Genomic DNA, 17168 nt, shown 5'->3' with positions numbered 1-17168 from the left:
AGGGTTTTTACAATGGCAAATGCTTATAAACAAGCAGGGGTAGATATTGAGGCTGGATACGAAGCTGTTTCCCGTATGAAAAAGCATGTAGAGCGTACCATTCGTCCAGGCGTGCTTGGAGGCTTAGGTGGGTTTGGTGGGATGTTCGACCTTTCGAGTCTAAACCTGAAGGAGCCGGTGCTCGTCTCTGGAACGGATGGCGTTGGAACAAAGTTGATGCTTGCGTTCATGCTCGACAAGCATGACACCATTGGGATTGATGCAGTGGCCATGTGTGTGAACGATATCGTGGTTCAAGGGGCAGAGCCGCTTTACTTTTTAGATTATATTGCTTGCGGAAAAGCAGAGCCTAGCAAGATTGAAGCGATTGTTAAAGGAATTGCGGACGGTTGTGAACAAGCGGGTTGCGCGCTTGTTGGTGGAGAAACAGCTGAAATGCCTGGTATGTACAGCGAAGAAGAATATGATCTTGCTGGATTCTCAGTTGGTGCTTGTGAAAAGTCTGCTTTAGTTAATGGTGCTTTCATTCAACCGGGTGACGTGCTAATTGGACTTGCCTCAAGTGGTCTACACAGCAATGGCTTTTCATTAGTTCGTAAAGTATTGCTAGAAAAAGCAGGACTTGACCTTACTCAGTACGTGGATGAACTTGGACACACTCTTGGTGAGGAATTGCTACAGCCAACAAAAATTTATGTGAAGCCTCTACTAGCAGCATTGAAAAAGTTTGACATCAAGGGAATGGCTCATATAACTGGCGGAGGTTTTGTAGAGAACATTCCACGTATGCTTCCAGAAGGATTAGGAGCAGACTTAGAAGAGTCAAACTGGACGGTACCAGCCATTTTTAACTTGCTTGAAAAGTATGGTGAGCTTGACCGTAAGGAAATGTATAATATCTTTAATATGGGTACGGGTATGGTTGTAGCAGTGAATAAGGAGATTGCAGATGACGTGATTCGCTTCTTTAACGAAAGTGGAGAAAAAGCTTATGCAATCGGAACAGTATCAAGCCAAGAGGGAATACACATCGGGTAAGTGGAGGACAGTATGAAAAATATTGCTGTATTTGCATCAGGCTCGGGCAGTAATTTTGGTGCGATTTTAGAAGCGATTCAAGTTGGCGAGCTTGAGGCCAAGGTGCAGCTGTTAGTTTGTGACCAGCCAAGTGCATACGCCATTCAAAGAGCAGAAGAGGCAGGCGTTCCGACGTTTGTGTTTCGGGCAAAGGACTATCCTTCGAAAACGGAGTATGAGCAAGAGATTTGTGCTCTTCTTACAGAGAAAAACATTGATCTTGTCGTACTAGCAGGATATATGAGATTAATTGGTCCAACTTTGTTAACTGATTTTGAAGGAAAAATCATCAATATCCACCCATCCATGCTGCCGGCTTTTCCAGGTAAAGATGCGATCGGTCAAGCGTTAGCTGCCAATGTGAAAGAAAGCGGAGTTACGGTACATTATGTGGATGCAGGGATGGATACGGGTCCCATTATCGCACAGCAAGCAGTAGTGGTGGATGAGGGAGAAACAAAGGAAAGTTTACAGAAAAAAATTCATGAGGTGGAGCACAAGCTCTATCCAGCAGTAATCAGCGAGCTTTTAAAGGGCGAAAGGAGAACGGAAAGTGAAAAAACGAGCATTAATTAGTGTATCTGATAAAACTGGGGTTGTTGAGTTTGCCCGTCATTTAAGCGAATTAGGATATGAGTTAATTTCTACTGGGGGAACTAAGAATGCTTTACAGGCAGCCGGTGTTCCGGTTATTAGCGTAAGCGATGTAACAGGGTTTCCAGAGATTCTTGAGGGCCGGGTAAAAACACTTAACCCATACATTCACGGAGGCCTTTTAGCCAAGTTTTCAGATGAAAACCACCAAAAGCAACTAGCTGAGCATAAAATTGATCCAATCCAAATCGTTTGTGTGAATCTTTATCCATTTCAACAAACGATTGCGAAGCCTGATGTGACGGTTGAAGATGCGATCGAAAACATCGATATCGGTGGACCAACGATGCTTCGTGCTTCAGCGAAAAACCATGAGTTCGTAACCGTGGTAGTAGACCCTACTGATTACGAAGTGGTTCTAGCTGAGCTAAAATCTACAGGTGATGTAGAGAAAGCCACTCGTCGTAAGCTTGCTGCCAAGGTATTTAGACATACAGCTGCGTACGATGCGATGATCGCTGAATATATGACTGATCTTGCTGGTGAAGAAAACCCAGAAAAAATGACGGTTACTTATGAATTAAAGCAAAGTCTTCGTTATGGAGAAAATCCGCATCAAAAGGCAGCTTTTTATCGTAAGCCACTTGGCTCTGTTTTCTCGATTGCTAATGCCACTCAGCTTCATGGCAAAGAGTTATCATATAACAATATTAATGATGCAGATGCAGCCCTTCAAATCGTAAAGGAATTTACGGAGCCTGCTGCAGTTGCCGTTAAGCATATGAACCCTTGTGGTGTAGGAACAGGATCGGATGTTTATGATGCATTCACCAAGGCGTTTGCTGCTGACCCTGTATCAATCTTTGGTGGAATTATCGCTTTGAATCGTGAAGTAGATAAACAAACAGCTGAAAAGCTTCATGAAATTTTCTTAGAAATTATCATTGCTCCTTCTTATTCAGAGGAAGCCCTAGAAGTATTAACAAGCAAAAAGAATCTTCGCTTGCTAACGATTCCGTTTGATGAAAAAGCAAAGGTAGAAAACAAGCATGTGTCGATTGAAGGCGGACTACTTGTTCAAGATCAAGACCGTTTTACACTAGAAAATGCGACTGTAACGGTAGCAACCAAGCGCGAGCCTAGTGAAGAGGAATGGAAAGCACTAAAGCTTGGCTGGAAGGTTGTTAAGCATGTGAAATCGAATGCGATCGTGGTAAACGATGCTGACATGACACTTGGAATTGGTGCTGGACAAATGAACCGTGTAGGTGCAGCGAAAATTGCTTTAGAACAAGCTGGAGAAAAGGCAACAGGTGCGGTACTTGCTTCGGATGCATTCTTTCCAATGGATGACACCGTTGAAGCAGCGGCAAAGGCTGGAATTACAGCGATTATTCAACCAGGTGGATCCATTCGTGATGAAGATTCAGTGAAAAAAGCAGATGAGTACGGAATTGCGATGGTATTCACTGGAGTTAGACATTTTAAACACTAATTTTCGAGTGGGGGTACAAACCATGAACGTTCTAGTAGTAGGTCGTGGAGGGCGTGAGCACGCTATTTGCTGGAAGGTAAGCCAAAGTCCTTCTGTGAAAAAGGTGTTCGTCGCTCCAGGGAATGTAGGAATGACAGACGTAGCAGTGCGTGTGGATATTTCTGAAGACGAACAAGACAAGCTAATTGATTTTATAAAAAAAGAGGAAATCGGTCTTACTATCATTGGACCTGAAGCACCGTTACAAGCAGGACTTGCCGATCGAATTCGCGCGGAAGGGCTAGCCGTTTTTGGCCCAGATCAAAAAGCCGCTGTGATTGAAGGCAGCAAATCATTTGCCAAAGAGCTGATGGAGAAGTACCAAATTCCAACAGCTGCCTATCAATCCTTCACAAACTTTGAAGAGGCAAAAGCGTATGTGGAGGAAAAAGGAGCTCCTATTGTGATCAAGGCAGATGGTCTTGCAGCAGGCAAGGGAGTGACCGTGGCTCTAACATTGGAAGAAGCGGTTGACAGCCTGAAAGAAATGCTTGTGAACAGCAAGTTTGGGGCCGCTTCTGCGAAAGTAGTGATTGAGGAGTTTTTAGAGGGAGAAGAATTTTCTCTCATGGCATTTGTGAATGGTGACGTGGTCGTGCCAATGGAAATTGCTCAAGATCATAAGCGTGCTTATGATGGTGATCAAGGACCAAACACGGGTGGAATGGGTGCTTATTCTCCCGTTCCACAAATCAGCAATGAAGATGTTCAAACAGCAGTGGAAACGGTCCTAAAGCCTGCAGCGGAAGCCATGATAGCAGAAGGAAGAAGCTTCTGTGGAATTCTTTATGCGGGTCTGATTCAAACGACTGCGGGACCTAAGGTAATTGAGTTTAATGCCCGATTCGGTGATCCAGAAACACAAGTAGTTCTGCCAAGAATGGAATCGGATCTAGTCGAAGTGATACTTGCAGTGTTAAACGGAGAGCAGCCAACGATCAAGTGGTCATCTGATGCAGTGGTTGGTGTCGTTTGCGCGGCAAAAGGCTACCCTGAAGAACCTACAAAGGGCAGTGTCATCGAAGGTCTTGATCTAGTGAAGAACGCACAGGTTTTCCACGCTGGAACAGACGAGAATGAAGCAGGAAAGATTATTACGGCAGGTGGACGTGTATTGCTTGCAGCTGCTAAAGCAGACAGTCTTCAGGCAGCACAAGACCGTGTGTATGCCGAATTATCAAATGTATCGAGCGATGGCATTTTTTACAGAAAAGACATTGGTCATAAAGCGATTACGTTTGCCGCTTGCCAGACTTCTTGATATAAACAAATAGAAGCGCAACGATGCTTCCAATTAATGCGACCAAAACAAAGGACATATCGCTAACATATTCCCAAAACATACAGTGATGACTCCTTTCAATAGTGTGATTCCCCCTCTAAAGGAATAGAGGGGGATATTTTATTGGGTGCTGTATGGTAAAAACTGTTCCGTCATTGATTTTTCATTAGAAGCTTGATTTTGATTGCTTCTCAAATTTTGCTCTCTCTCATATAGCGCAACGATTGGACAAAAACGAACAATCCCCTCTGCTACCTTCATAGCACCTAAAATTCCTAGCAATACATAGGAATCTCTCCAAGGCATTTTGGTATGTTTTGCTGTACTCCATGCTAAGACACTTAATCCAATGGTAATACGGATAAGAGCATTTAGGATTCCAATATTGGGCTTTACATTCATGGAATTGTCACTCCTTTACAATTTTTTAAAAAATTTAGTACTTCTTTACTGCGTTAAACAGTGAAATATGATACTATAAAAACCAAACCTATAAAATGTAAGGGTTTTCATTTTGCGTAGATTAGGTTGTATATCTAACAAGATCTTTAAAAAACTGTGTGAAAGAATCTTACAAATCAATGGTAGATTTTTGATATTTCAACTATTGTTACCCGTAATATGACAAAATTTTTCTAAGATAACAACACTGCGTAAGGAGGGACATACATGCTGGATCAGCGATATCGATGGAAAAATAAACATATTAGAGAACATATTTCCGTTCTAGATGGAAATGTTTCTCCGACTATTCTATTAACTAATGCCAAGTACTTAAATCAAACATTTCGTACGTGGATGACAGCGAATATATGGATATATGACGACCGTATTATTTACGTGGGCGACAAATATCCTGACAATGTAGAGCACTGTGAAATCGTGGATTGCTCAGGTCTATTATTGGTGCCAGGCTATATTGAGCCACATGCCCATCCCTTTCAAATATATAATCCCCATTCGCTTGCGCACTATGCATCACAGTGTGGAACGACCACACTAATCAATGACAATATGGTGCTTGCATTGCAAATGGAAAAAAATAAAGCGTTCTCATTCATGAGGGAGATGCGTAAATCTCCAACCTCCATGTACTGGTGGTGCCGATTTGATGCCCAAACAGAGATTCGAGAAGAGGAACAAATATTTTCACATAGTAATGTGAAATCCTGGCTTGAACACGATGCAGTCATTCAAGGAGGAGAGCTTACCGGTTGGCCGAAGCTTCTTGATGGTGATGATATGATGCTTCATTGGATGCAAGAAACCAAACGAATGAGAAAGAAAGTGGAGGGTCATTTTCCAGGAGCATCTGAAAAAACTTTGGCAAAGATGATGCTGTTTGGTGCGGACTGTGATCATGAAGCGATGACAGGAGAAGAAATTTATAATCGTCTCATGCAGGGGTATATGGTTTCTTTAAGACATTCATCGATCCGTCCAGATTTACCTGTTCTACTAGATGAAATTCATCAACTGGGAATCACGATGTACGATAAATTTATGTTTACTACGGACGGGGCGTCTGCTCACTTTTACGAAAAAGGAATCATTGATGAAATGATTCGTATCGCTATTGAAAAAGGAGTACCAGTCATTGATGCCTACAATATGGGGACGATCAATGTAGCACGCTACTACAATGTAGAACACTTACATGGAAATATTGCGACAGGAAGAGTAGCAAATATTAATTTTTTAACAGATGAGCATCATCCAACTCCTGTATCAGTTCTTGCCAAAGGACAGTGGGTGAAAAGAGACGGAATGGATACAAATGCTTATGAGTCACTTAATTGGGTGGAGATGGGATTTGAACCGTTAAAATTGGACTGGGAACTATCCATGGATGATTTTCAGTTCTCTATGCCATTTGGGATAAAGATGGAGAATGCGGTGATTACCAAGCCGTATTCTGTATCTATTGATGCCAATTACGATGAGCTTTCGTATGACCATGATGAGTGTTTCTTCATGCTGATTGATAAACATGGCAAATGGAGAATCAACACGATGTTAAAAGGATTCTCTAACAAGGTGCAGGGGCTAGCTAGCTCGTACTCCAATACTGGAGACATTATTTTAATTGGAAAAAATAAGTACGAAATGATGAACGCTTTCCAACGCATGGTTGAATTGGGTGGAGGAATTGTCATCAGTGAAGAAAGAAGGATCGTGTTGGAAATTCCACTGCCATTAAGTGGAGTAATGAGTGACCACTCCCTAGAAAAACTAGTGGAGGAAGATAAAGAATTGCTTGCGTATTTGAAAACGAAAGGATACGCGTACTCTGATCCTTTCTATACCTTGCTTTTCTTCTCATCTACTCATCTGCCGTATATCCGAATCACGCAGCAGGGGATGTACGATGTGATGAACAAAATGATACTCTTTCCAACGATAATGCGTTAAAATATAAAAGGACATCATAGAATGAGCATAGAAAAAGATTATTAGGGGTGTAATGATGCTAAGGAAATGGATAACAGTCGGGTTGGCATCTGCCTTTTTACTTACTGGCTGTAATAAAGTAGAAGAGGTTCAACAGGAAAGTGAAAAACCAGTCGAAGAGGGAGATACAGTTGTCGAGGAAGCGGTCCAAACCTTTGAAGCTCCTTTATCTGGTGTGGAACTATCTGAAGAACCTTCTGGTCGAGCGTTTGGTGTGATGATCAACAATGATCCAAAAGCAAGACCGCAGTCCGCACTGAACCAGGCAGACATCGTTTACGAAGTGTTAGCTGAGGGCAATGTAACGAGATTTCTGGCCATTTTTCAAAGCGAACATCCTGAAAATATTGGGCCAGTAAGAAGTGCAAGGGATTATTATATTGACCTTGCGAGTGGCTATGATGCATTATATGTCGCCCATGGGTACAGCCCTGAGGCACAGGAGATGCTTACGAGTGGTGTGATCGACAATTTAAATGGAATGCAGTATGACGGTACGCTGTTTAAACGTGCGAGCTTTAGGCAGGCACCACATAACAGTTATATTTCATACGAAAATATTGTAAAGGGAGCAGAACAAGTCGGTTATGACATGACAGATGCTCCAGAGGCGCTACCTTTTTATGAGGAAGACGAGTTAACCAGTATTACTGGTGAGGCTGCTGAGCATGTGACAGTTGCCTACTTAAAGAGTAATCTTTTTAAGGTCGACTACAAATACGATAACAGCAGCAAAAAATATGCGAGATATTCAAATGATGAACAAACGATAGATTTAGATTCAGAGGAGCCGGTTCTTCTCGACAATGTGTTTATTGCTGAGATGGAGCACACGGTACTCGATGACTCTGGAAGAAGAGAGATTGATTTAACCTCTGGTGGAAAAGGGTATTTATTACAGCAAGGAAAGCTTCTTCAGGTAGAGTGGAAAAACGTGGATGGAAGAATTCTACCTTTTTTAAATGGTGAAGAAGTCAAGTTTGTTCCAGGGAAAACATGGATCAATATCGTTCCAACAAATCCAGGATTGGCACAAACCGTTACGATACAATCATAAAGGAGTCTAGATAATGCAAATTGATAAATTAAGAGGCAAAGAGCTTGACCAGTTATTTAAGGCGGTATTAACGCTAAAGGACTTAGAAGAGTGCTATAAGTTTTTTGATGACTTATGTACGGTAAACGAAATCCAATCATTAGCACAACGGTTAGAAGTAGCCCGTATGCTACGTGAAGGGAAAACGTATCATAAAATCGAAACAGAAACAGGTGCTAGTACAGCAACCATTTCACGTGTAAAGCGTTGCTTGAATTACGGAAACGATGCGTATGAAATGGCGCTAGAGCGTGTAAAGGAGGAAGAAGCAGGAACCATTTCGGAATAAAAAATAGTTGGAGAATAAAAGGATTAGAGATGCAAATATCTCTAATCCTTTTTTGAATTTCCCTTTTACAAAAGGCAGTTTAAAAAATAAGCGGAGAAATTCCCCTTAATCAGGAAAATGCACGGGAAATAGCTAAAATAGACGGAGATATTCCGTTTATTGACTCAAAAAACATGAAAATGGGTGATTTTTCTTTACTTAGGCGGAAAACCTCCGCTTATTTACCCCAAACCAAGCTCTATTCAGGAGTCTAACCGGAAAATCTCCGCTTATTCTGAAATCGTCCTTCCCCTGTGATGACAGCAAGACAAAATAAGCTTTTAAAGTTTGCAAAAAGGTCAATCAATCATTAAAAAAACCACGATCGTGACTTCAAGTGCTTTTTCATAATAAGAAATCTTCGGTTTTATTTTTTAGAAACTTTCGCTAGTGCTATAATGGTGTAATGTGATAGTTAGATGGGAGGTTACAGCATGTACGATGCAAGAGAATGGCGTCATGCTTTTAAATTAGATCCTGATAAGGACATCTCAGATGAAGCACTAGAGAGAATATGTGAGTCAGGTACAGATGCCGTCATTGTTGGTGGAACTGATGGAGTAACGGATGAAAAGGTACTGGATTTAATGGCAAGAATTAGAAGATACACGGTGCCTTGTGTGTTAGAAATCTCAAACCTTGAGTCGATTACACCTGGATTTGATTTATATTTTATCCCTACGGTCCTAAATAGTCCTGATTCCAAATGGATTGTTGAATTACATCATCAAGCGGTTAAGGAATATGGGGAGATTATGAATTGGGATGAAATTCTTGTTGCAGGATATTGTATCTTGAACGAAAATTGTAAAGCAGCCAAATTAACTCACGCCCAAACCTCCTTAACCAAGGAAGATGTGGTGGCTTATGCGCAAATTGCGGAAAAGATGTTTCATTTGCCTATTTTTTATTTAGAATACAGTGGAACCTATGGCGACCCTGAGATCGTGAAGGCAGTTAGCCAAGCAACACAGGAAACAACCGTGTTTTACGGTGGAGGTATTCATACATTAGATCAGGCGAAGGAAATGGCTGAACTAGCGGATGTTATTATTGTGGGAAATGCTGTTTATGACAATTTAGAGGAAGCCCTTCAAACGGTCGAAATTAAATTGATTAAAAAGTAGTATAAAGGTAAAATAAGAATAAGAACATATGTTTGTATGGTGGTGAAAATATAGTGCAATACTTAACAGATAAATTATTAAGTGGATTAAATCCAGAACAACAGCGAGCGGTGAAAACGACTGATGGTCCTCTGTTATTGATGGCTGGTGCGGGTAGTGGAAAGACGAGAGTACTTACGCATCGTATTGCCTATTTGATGGTAGAAAAACAAGTGAATCCGTACAATATTTTGGCGATTACGTTTACGAATAAAGCGGCGCGCGAAATGAAGGAACGTATTTATTCCATGATGGGCGGAGTGGCCGATGAAATCTGGGTATCTACCTTTCACTCGATGTGTGTGCGTATTTTAAGAAGAGATATTGACCGACTAGGATACAATCGTAATTTTACAATTCTTGATACAACGGACCAACAATCCGTCGTTAAGACCATTTTAAAAGAAAAAAACCTTGATCCGAAAAAGTATGATCCACGTGCGATTCTGGGGGCTATTAGCTCAGCGAAAAACGAACTGATTGGGCCAGAAGAATTTGCGAAAAATGCGAGCGGTCATATGGATCAAATTGTTGCTGATGTGTACGAGCTTTATCAGAAGCGATTGCGTAAAAATCAAGCCCTCGATTTTGATGATTTGATCATGACGACGATTCAGCTTTTTCAACGTGTTCCAGAGGTACTAACGTTCTATCAACGAAAGTTCCAATATATTCATGTGGATGAGTATCAAGATACAAACCGTGCTCAATATATGCTGGTTAAACTTTTGGCTCAACGATTCCAAAATCTATGTGTGGTCGGTGACTCGGATCAGTCGATTTATCGCTGGCGTGGGGCAGATATCGCCAATATCCTTTCGTTTGAAAAGGACTATCCGCGTTCAGAGGTTATTCTTCTAGAACAAAACTATCGCTCTACCAAGCGAATTCTTTTTGCAGCGAACGAAGTGATTAAAAACAATTTAAATCGAAGAGACAAGAATCTTTGGACGGAAAATCCAGAAGGAAATAAGATTTTCTATTATCGTGCAGACAGTGAGCAAAGTGAAGCACAGTTCGTAGCAGGGAAAATTAAGGAAGCTATTCAAAGCGGAAAACGAAAATACTCCGACTTCGCTATTCTGTATAGAACAAATGCCCAGTCCCGTGTAATGGAGGAAGTGTTACTCAAGTCAAATATTGAATACTCCATCGTCGGTGGGGTGAAGTTCTATGACAGAAAAGAAATCAAAGATACGCTTGCTTACTTACGCTTGATTGCAAACCCAGATGACGATATCAGCTTGACACGTGTGATTAATGTTCCAAAAAGAGGGGTCGGATCGAGCTCCGTGGATAAGATTGCCAACTTTGCGGACATGCATGATATGTCTATGTTCCAAGCACTTGGATCAATAGAGTTGATTGGATTAAGCCCGAAAATTACGAAGGCTTGTCGAGAGTTTTACGATTTAATTAATAACTACACGCATATGCAAGAGTATTTATCGGTGACAGAGCTTGTAGAAGAAGTGTTAGAGAAAACAGGCTATTATGAGATGTTAAAAGCGGAAAAATCGATTGAAGCACAAAGTCGACTAGAAAACTTAGACGAATTCTTGTCCGTTACGAAAAACTTTGAAGAAGGAAATGAAGATAGAAGTCTGATTGCCTTCTTAACGGATCTTGCCCTTGTTGCAGATATTGATAAGTTGGATGAAGACGGAAAGCAAGTCGATACCGTCGTGTTAATGACTTTGCACTCAGCAAAAGGTCTTGAATTTCCGGTTGTGTTCCTTCTAGGGCTAGAGGAAGGGGTGTTCCCTCATAGTCGCTCTCTTATGGAAGAAGCGGAGATGGAGGAAGAGCGTCGCTTGGCTTACGTAGGAATTACAAGAGCAGAGGAAGAATTGTTTATAACGAATGCGCAAATGAGGACATTGTTTGGGCGTACGAATATGAACCCACCTTCTCGATTTATCGGAGAAATTCCGGCTAATCTAATCGATGGCCTAGAGCCGAAAAAGCCGACATTACAATCACAGTCAGCAAGTCCATTTGCCGCTAGACAAGCAGCAGCTGTACGTAAGCCAGTACTTCGTCCAATGACAAACTCAACAGGTGGAGAAGAGCTTGGTTGGAAAGTGGGAGACAAGGCTGTACATGGAAAATGGGGCACAGGTACTGTTGTTAGCGTAAAAGGTGAAGGAGAAGGAATCGAGCTTGATATCGCATTTCCTAAACCAGTTGGGATCAAACGACTGTTAGCGAAGTTTGCTCCTATAACAAAAGGTTGAAGAATTTCAATCAATCAAACGATTGATTGAAATTCCTTGAAGCCTTGATACAAATGGAACGAAGGCAATTCAATCAAACGTTTGATTGAAAAATATTTTTCTATTTTAAAATAGTTCTGATGGAAGGGTTGAGTACATGGATCAACAAGCTGCGGAAAAAAGAGTACAAGAGCTGCATATCCAGTTAAATCAGTTAAATTACGAATATCACGTATTAGACCAACCAACCGTTTCAGATGCTGAATATGATCAATTATTAAGAGAATTAATCAATCTGGAAGACACTTTTCCTCAACTAAGAAGTTCGGACTCCCCTACACAACGTGTAGGTGGAGCCGTCTTAGATATGTTTGAAAAGGTACAGCATCAATCACCTATGCTTAGTCTTGGCAATGCCTTTGGAGAACAGGATTTACTGGATTTTGACCGACGTGTACGCCAAGCGGTTGGAGATCAAATTTCTTATGTGTGTGAATTGAAAATTGATGGTCTAGCGGTATCGCTCCGTTACGAAAATGGATTATTTGTTCAAGGAGCCACAAGAGGAGATGGAACCATTGGGGAGGATATTACGTCTAATCTACGTACCATCAAATCCATTCCCCTTCGAATAAAGGATCCTGTGTCTATCGAGGTTCGTGGAGAAGTATATATGCCGCGGAAATCATTTGAAGCATTAAACGTATTGAAGACAGAACGTGGGGAAGAGTTGGCAGCAAACCCTCGTAATGCAGCGGCTGGTTCACTGCGACAGCTGGACCCAAAGATTGCTGCTTCTCGTAACCTGGATATCTTCCTCTACAATATCGCGGATGTTGGGGAGACCGGTGTCGTCTCACATAGTGAAGGACTAGACTTATTAGAAAGCCTTGGCTTTAAAACCAATAAGGAAAGAAGAAAATGCTCTTCGATAGAAGAAGTAATTACATACGTCAATGAGTGGACGGAGCAGCGACCAAATCTTCCGTATGATATTGATGGGATAGTAATTAAGGTCGATTCTCTCGCACAGCAAGAGGAGCTAGGAACTACTGCAAAAAGTCCACGTTGGGCCATTGCTTATAAATTCCCTGCCGAAGAGGTTGTAACCACACTAAAGGCAATTGAATTGAGTGTTGGTCGAACAGGAGTTGTTACGCCAACCGCCATTTTAGAGCCTGTTCGTGTGGCAGGAACGACCGTACAACGTGCCTCTTTACATAATGAAGATTTGATTCGTGAAAAAGATATCAAAATCGGTGATCAGGTAGTTGTCAAAAAAGCAGGAGATATTATTCCGGAGGTCGTAAATGTTCTTGTTGAGAAGCGAACAGGAGCAGAGGAAGAGTTCCGTATGCCGACTCATTGTCCGGAATGTGAAAGTGAGTTAGTGAGGCTTGAAGAGGAAGTTGCCCTACGTTGTATTAATCCAAAATGTCCGGCACAAATCAGAGAAGGATTGATTCACTTCGTATCAAGAACTGCGATGAATATTGATGGTCTTGGTGAAAAGGTCATCAGTCAGCTATTTGCCGAAAAATTGATTGAAGATGTGGCGGATATATATAAACTTACCTATGATCAGTTAATTCAATTGGAGAGAATGGGAGAAAAGTCAGTTAACAATCTGATCGATGCGATTAAAGCTTCGAAAGCCAATTCTCTTGAAAAGCTGCTATTTGGGTTAGGGATTCGTCATGTAGGAGCCAAGGCGGCAAAAACTCTTGCTCAAGAATTTGAAACGATTGACCGTCTGGCGTTGGCAACCGCTGAAGAGTTAACGGCCATCAACGAAATCGGTGAAAAAATGGCCGAATCGGTGGTCGCTTATTTTGAGCTTGAAGAAGTGAAAGAGTTAATTCAAGAGCTAAAAGAAGCCGGAGTTAACACCGTTTATCATGGTCCGAAAAAGGTGGCTGTTGAAAACATCGATCATTTCTTTGCTGGGAAAACCATTGTCCTAACAGGAAAGCTCGAACAGCTTTCTCGTAATGAGGCGAAGGAAAGAATTGAAGCGTTTGGTGGGAAAGTCGCAGGAAGCGTAAGTAAGAAAACAGATTTAGTAGTCGCTGGGGAAGATGCTGGATCCAAATTAACTAAAGCAGAACAGCTTGGAATTGAAGTATGGAATGAAGAGAGATTAGTCGAAGAATTGAAGAAAAAGAGGTGATACCATGAGGAAGATTCTAATGGTTGCTCTTACCGTTCTCTTGAGTTTAACGGCCTGTGCTCCTAACCTTCAGAAGCAAGAAGAGGTGGTACAGGAAAACGATGATACAAAGGAAAAGGCCATTATACCGAAGTATCAGATTTCTGATCAATACTATCGGACGATCCTGCCTTTTGAGCCTTCACAAGCAAGAGGGTTAATCGTCAATAACTTAAACACAAGATACGATATTAGTGAGTTTGAAACAGGGTTAATGAGGCTTGCGCAAACGTCCTTTGGGCCAGATAAGTACCTTTTTAAGGAAGGGCAAAATCTTGACCGGGAGACGGTTGGTTTATGGCTGAACCGGAAAATGACCGCGGCGCAGCTACAAGATGCTGGTTTAAAAGAAGAGGAAAACATTGGTTTGAATCCGCAAATTCCTGAAGGTGGAGATATCACAGCGAATAATGAACAAAACCCGATTTATTTAGCGCATCTATTAGAGCACAACTATCTTCTTAAGGATGAAGACGGAACGGTTCGTCTCGGAGGAGTGGTGATCGGGTTGGCATTAAACTCTGTCCATTATTATCAAAAGGAAGCGTACGGTGCTACGTTTGAATCCGAAATTTCTCAAGCCAAACTTGAAGAAGAAGGAAAAAGAATTGCTGGTGAAGTACTGACTAGACTTCGTGGGATGAAGAGCTTAGCGAATGTCCCCATTACGATTGCCCTTTTTAAACAGAAAAGTCGATCCTCTGTTGTTCCAGGGAGTTTTATCGCTTACGCATCAGCAGATAAAGGAAGTTCAAAATTGGGCGCTTGGCAAAGTGTAAACGAAAATTATTTCCTGTTTCCGTCAACGGAAGCGACAAATGCGCATCGTGACGATGTTACCTTCTTCTTAAATTTTAAACAGGACGTAGAAACGTACTTTCCGAACTTTAACGGTGTCATTGGTCAGGCGTTTTATGTAGGAGATCAACTTCAAGAGTTGAAAATCGATATCCCGATCCAGTTTTACGGAAAAGCAGAGGCAGTTGGCTTCACGCAATACGTAACAGGCTTAGTGATGGAACATTTCCCTGACTACTATTCAGTCGAGGTGAACATCACTTCGGTTAACGGACAAGAAGGTCTGATCGTGAAAGAGGCGGGAGACAAAGAACCATTTGTTCATATTTATCAATAATTCTTAAGACAAGGTGAAGACCTTGTCTTTATTTCTGTTCATTTGTAGGTGCTTTCGTTTCCATGCTAAAATGGGTTGTGAAACGTTTTCATACATAAGGAGGCGGAAGAATTGGTACAACAGTATAAACATGAACCATTCACAGACTTTTCTAATGAACATGAACGCGAAGGATTTTTATTAGGCTTACAAACAGTGGAAGGATATCTTGGCCAAGACTATGACTTGATCATTGGTGGCGAGCGAATCTCTACAGAAGATAAAATTATTTCATATAATCCCTCACATAAAACCGAAGTCATTGGACGCGTGGCTAAGGCCAATCGTGAACTAGCAGAAAAAGCGATGCAAGCGGCTGTTGAGGCCTTTAAAACCTGGAGAAAAGCAAAGCCAGAACTACGTGCTGATGTACTCTTTAAAGCAGCTGCCATCATCCGCCGTCGTAAACACGAATTCTCGGCTTTGTTAACAAAGGAAGCGGGGAAACCGTGGAGAGAAGCAGATGCGGATACAGCTGAAGCAATTGATTTCTTAGAATATTATGCGCGTCAAATGCTGCTACTGAAAGACGGTGTACCGGTAAATAGCCGTCCAAATGAATTTAACCGGTATGACTATATTCCATTGGGTGTTGGAATCATTATCTCTCCTTGGAATTTTCCGTTAGCCATCATGGCTGGAACAACTGTAGCCGCGATCGTTACTGGGAATACGGTTCTTTTAAAACCGGCTTCCACTACTCCTGTGGTGGCAGCGAAGTTTGTGGAAGTCATGGAAGAAGCGGGATTACCAAAGGGAGTACTCAACTTTGTACCTGGTAGTGGAGCGGAAGTGGGTGACTACTTGGTTGATCACAAGGATACCCGTTTTATCTCCTTTACTGGATCAAGAGATGTGGGACTTCGAATTTTCGAACGTGCCTCTAAATTGAATGAAGGTCAGATCTGGTTAAAGCGAGTAATCGCTGAGATGGGTGGAAAAGATACGATCGTCGTTGATAAGGAAGCCGATCTTGAATTAGCGGCACAATCCATTGTTGCCTCAGCATTTGGCTTCTCTGGTCAAAAATGTTCTGCTTGCTCCCGAGCCGTCATCGTGGAGGATGTGTACGATACCGTATTAAAGCGTGTGGTGGAGTTAACCCATCAATTAACTCTTGGTAATCCGGAAGAGCAAAGCACGTATATGGGACCTGTGATAGACCAAAGCGCTTTTAATAAAATCATGAGTTATATTGATATTGGAAAAAAGGAAGGTCGCCTAGTCGCTGGAGGAGGGGGAGATAATTCTAAAGGCTTTTTCATTAAGCCTACCGTATTTGCTGACTTAGCCCCGAATGCACGATTAATGCAAGAAGAAATCTTTGGCCCAGTTGTTGGATTTACAAAGGCGAAGGACTTTACCGAAGCGATTGAAATAGCCAATAACACGGAATATGGATTAACGGGAGCGGTTATAACAACCAACCGTGAGCATATCCAACAAGCCCGCGAAGACTTCCACGTCGGAAATCTATACTTTAACCGCGGCTGTACAGGTGCCATTGTCGGATATCAGCCATTCGGAGGCTTCAATATGTCAGGAACCGACTCAAAAGCGGGCGGCCCTGATTACTTGTTGCTGCATTTACAGGCGAAAACAACATCTGAATTGTATTGATTAGTTTGCTAGCACGACTCCAGAGTTGGGGTGGTGCTTTTTGGTGTGTTGGGTACCTCTGGGGCAAGGGGTAAGTGTAGTTATGACGTGCATGTGAAGGGGGAACGAGAGTGAGAAGTCATAAGAAGCAGGTTATGACATGAACGCATGGGAAAACCGCAAAAAAATTTGACGATCGCAAATAAATTTCTGGAATAGCAAATAAAAATTCAGAATCGCAAAAATATTTTCAGAATCGCAAATATATCCTGGAAATCGCAAAAATCCAACTACAACCGGTCAATTAGAAAGTGAATCGTGTCGCCCCTGAACAAACCGCTTCCGCTTTGGAGATTTTGTCGAAAAAATAATCTGAAAATTTTAGAAAAAGTGGTTCCTATCTCCAAAACTCTGTTATATAATACAACATGTAAAGATAACT

14 protein-coding genes are annotated in these 17168 nt (G+C 41.8%); 12 read left to right on the top strand and 2 right to left on the bottom strand.

The annotated features are described in order from the left end of the window. Positions 1 to 12: 12 nt before the first annotated feature. Genes purM through purD form a run of 4 tightly spaced genes read left to right on the top strand, consistent with a single transcriptional unit; the run spans position 13 to position 4466 of the window. Complete coding sequence (gene purM, locus M3175_RS19025) at positions 13 to 1038, top strand: phosphoribosylformylglycinamidine cyclo-ligase (RefSeq protein WP_251522497.1); 1026 nt, start codon at positions 13 to 15, stop codon at positions 1036 to 1038. Between the two features lie 12 nt (positions 1039 to 1050). After that, positions 1051 to 1653, top strand: coding sequence for a phosphoribosylglycinamide formyltransferase (gene purN, locus M3175_RS19020; RefSeq protein WP_251522496.1), 603 nt, complete (start codon positions 1051 to 1053; stop codon positions 1651 to 1653). Further along, positions 1631 to 3166, top strand: coding sequence for a bifunctional phosphoribosylaminoimidazolecarboxamide formyltransferase/IMP cyclohydrolase (gene purH / locus M3175_RS19015; protein WP_251522495.1), 1536 nt, complete (start codon positions 1631 to 1633; stop codon positions 3164 to 3166). The genes purN and purH overlap by 23 nt, the downstream gene beginning before the upstream one ends. 22 nt (positions 3167 to 3188) lie before the next feature. Beyond that, positions 3189 to 4466, top strand: a complete 1278-nt coding sequence (purD, locus tag M3175_RS19010) for a phosphoribosylamine--glycine ligase (RefSeq protein WP_251522494.1) — start codon at positions 3189 to 3191, stop codon at positions 4464 to 4466. Here purD and M3175_RS25190 read toward each other — a convergent pair. Both M3175_RS25190 and M3175_RS19005 read right to left on the bottom strand, forming a co-directional pair. Then, a complete protein-coding gene (locus M3175_RS25190) occupies positions 4438 to 4524 on the bottom strand; it encodes an EYxxD motif small membrane protein (protein ID WP_371321711.1) in 87 nt (28 codons plus the stop codon). The two genes, purD and M3175_RS25190, sit on opposite strands and share 29 nt — an antisense overlap. A gap of 83 nt (positions 4525 to 4607) precedes the next feature. Next, on the bottom strand, positions 4608 to 4889 hold the full coding sequence (locus M3175_RS19005) for a YgaP family membrane protein (RefSeq protein WP_251522492.1): 282 nt from the start codon (positions 4887 to 4889) through the stop codon (positions 4608 to 4610). A gap of 267 nt (positions 4890 to 5156) precedes the next feature. Between M3175_RS19005 and M3175_RS19000 the strand changes: the two genes are divergently transcribed. From M3175_RS19000 to pruA, 8 genes are all read left to right on the top strand, one after another. After that, positions 5157 to 6899, top strand: coding sequence for an adenine deaminase C-terminal domain-containing protein (locus M3175_RS19000; RefSeq protein ID WP_251522490.1), 1743 nt, complete (start codon positions 5157 to 5159; stop codon positions 6897 to 6899). Between the two features lie 55 nt (positions 6900 to 6954). Beyond that, positions 6955 to 7995: a DUF3048 domain-containing protein gene (locus M3175_RS18995; protein WP_251522488.1), complete on the top strand. Its 1041-nt coding sequence runs from the start codon at positions 6955 to 6957 to the stop codon at positions 7993 to 7995. Between the two features lie 13 nt (positions 7996 to 8008). Next, positions 8009 to 8323 (top strand): YerC/YecD family TrpR-related protein, encoded by a 315-nt coding sequence (locus M3175_RS18990; protein WP_066057816.1) that lies wholly within the window; start codon positions 8009 to 8011, stop codon positions 8321 to 8323. A gap of 473 nt (positions 8324 to 8796) precedes the next feature. Then, on the top strand, positions 8797 to 9489 hold the full coding sequence (gene pcrB, locus M3175_RS18985) for a heptaprenylglyceryl phosphate synthase (protein WP_251522486.1): 693 nt from the start codon (positions 8797 to 8799) through the stop codon (positions 9487 to 9489). A gap of 53 nt (positions 9490 to 9542) precedes the next feature. Then, positions 9543 to 11765, top strand: a complete 2223-nt coding sequence (gene pcrA, locus M3175_RS18980; protein WP_251522484.1) for a DNA helicase PcrA — start codon at positions 9543 to 9545, stop codon at positions 11763 to 11765. 136 nt (positions 11766 to 11901) lie between these two features. Further along, the gene (gene ligA, locus M3175_RS18975; protein ID WP_251522483.1) at positions 11902 to 13914 is read left to right on the top strand and encodes an NAD-dependent DNA ligase LigA; all 2013 of its coding nucleotides are present in this window, start codon (positions 11902 to 11904) and stop codon (positions 13912 to 13914) included. A gap of 4 nt (positions 13915 to 13918) precedes the next feature. Then, positions 13919 to 15088 (top strand): CamS family sex pheromone protein, encoded by a 1170-nt coding sequence (locus tag M3175_RS18970; RefSeq protein WP_251522481.1) that lies wholly within the window; start codon positions 13919 to 13921, stop codon positions 15086 to 15088. A 111-nt stretch (positions 15089 to 15199) separates the two neighbouring features. Beyond that, positions 15200 to 16747, top strand: a complete 1548-nt coding sequence (gene pruA, locus M3175_RS18965; protein ID WP_251522479.1) for an L-glutamate gamma-semialdehyde dehydrogenase — start codon at positions 15200 to 15202, stop codon at positions 16745 to 16747. Positions 16748 to 17168: the final 421 nt, after the last annotated feature.

It is taken from the genome of Robertmurraya korlensis (assembly GCF_023715225.1).
Taxonomy (GTDB): domain Bacteria; phylum Bacillota; class Bacilli; order Bacillales; family Cytobacillaceae; genus Robertmurraya_A.
Note: the sequence above shows the minus strand (reverse complement) of the source record. Positions and strands in the feature narration are given on the sequence as shown.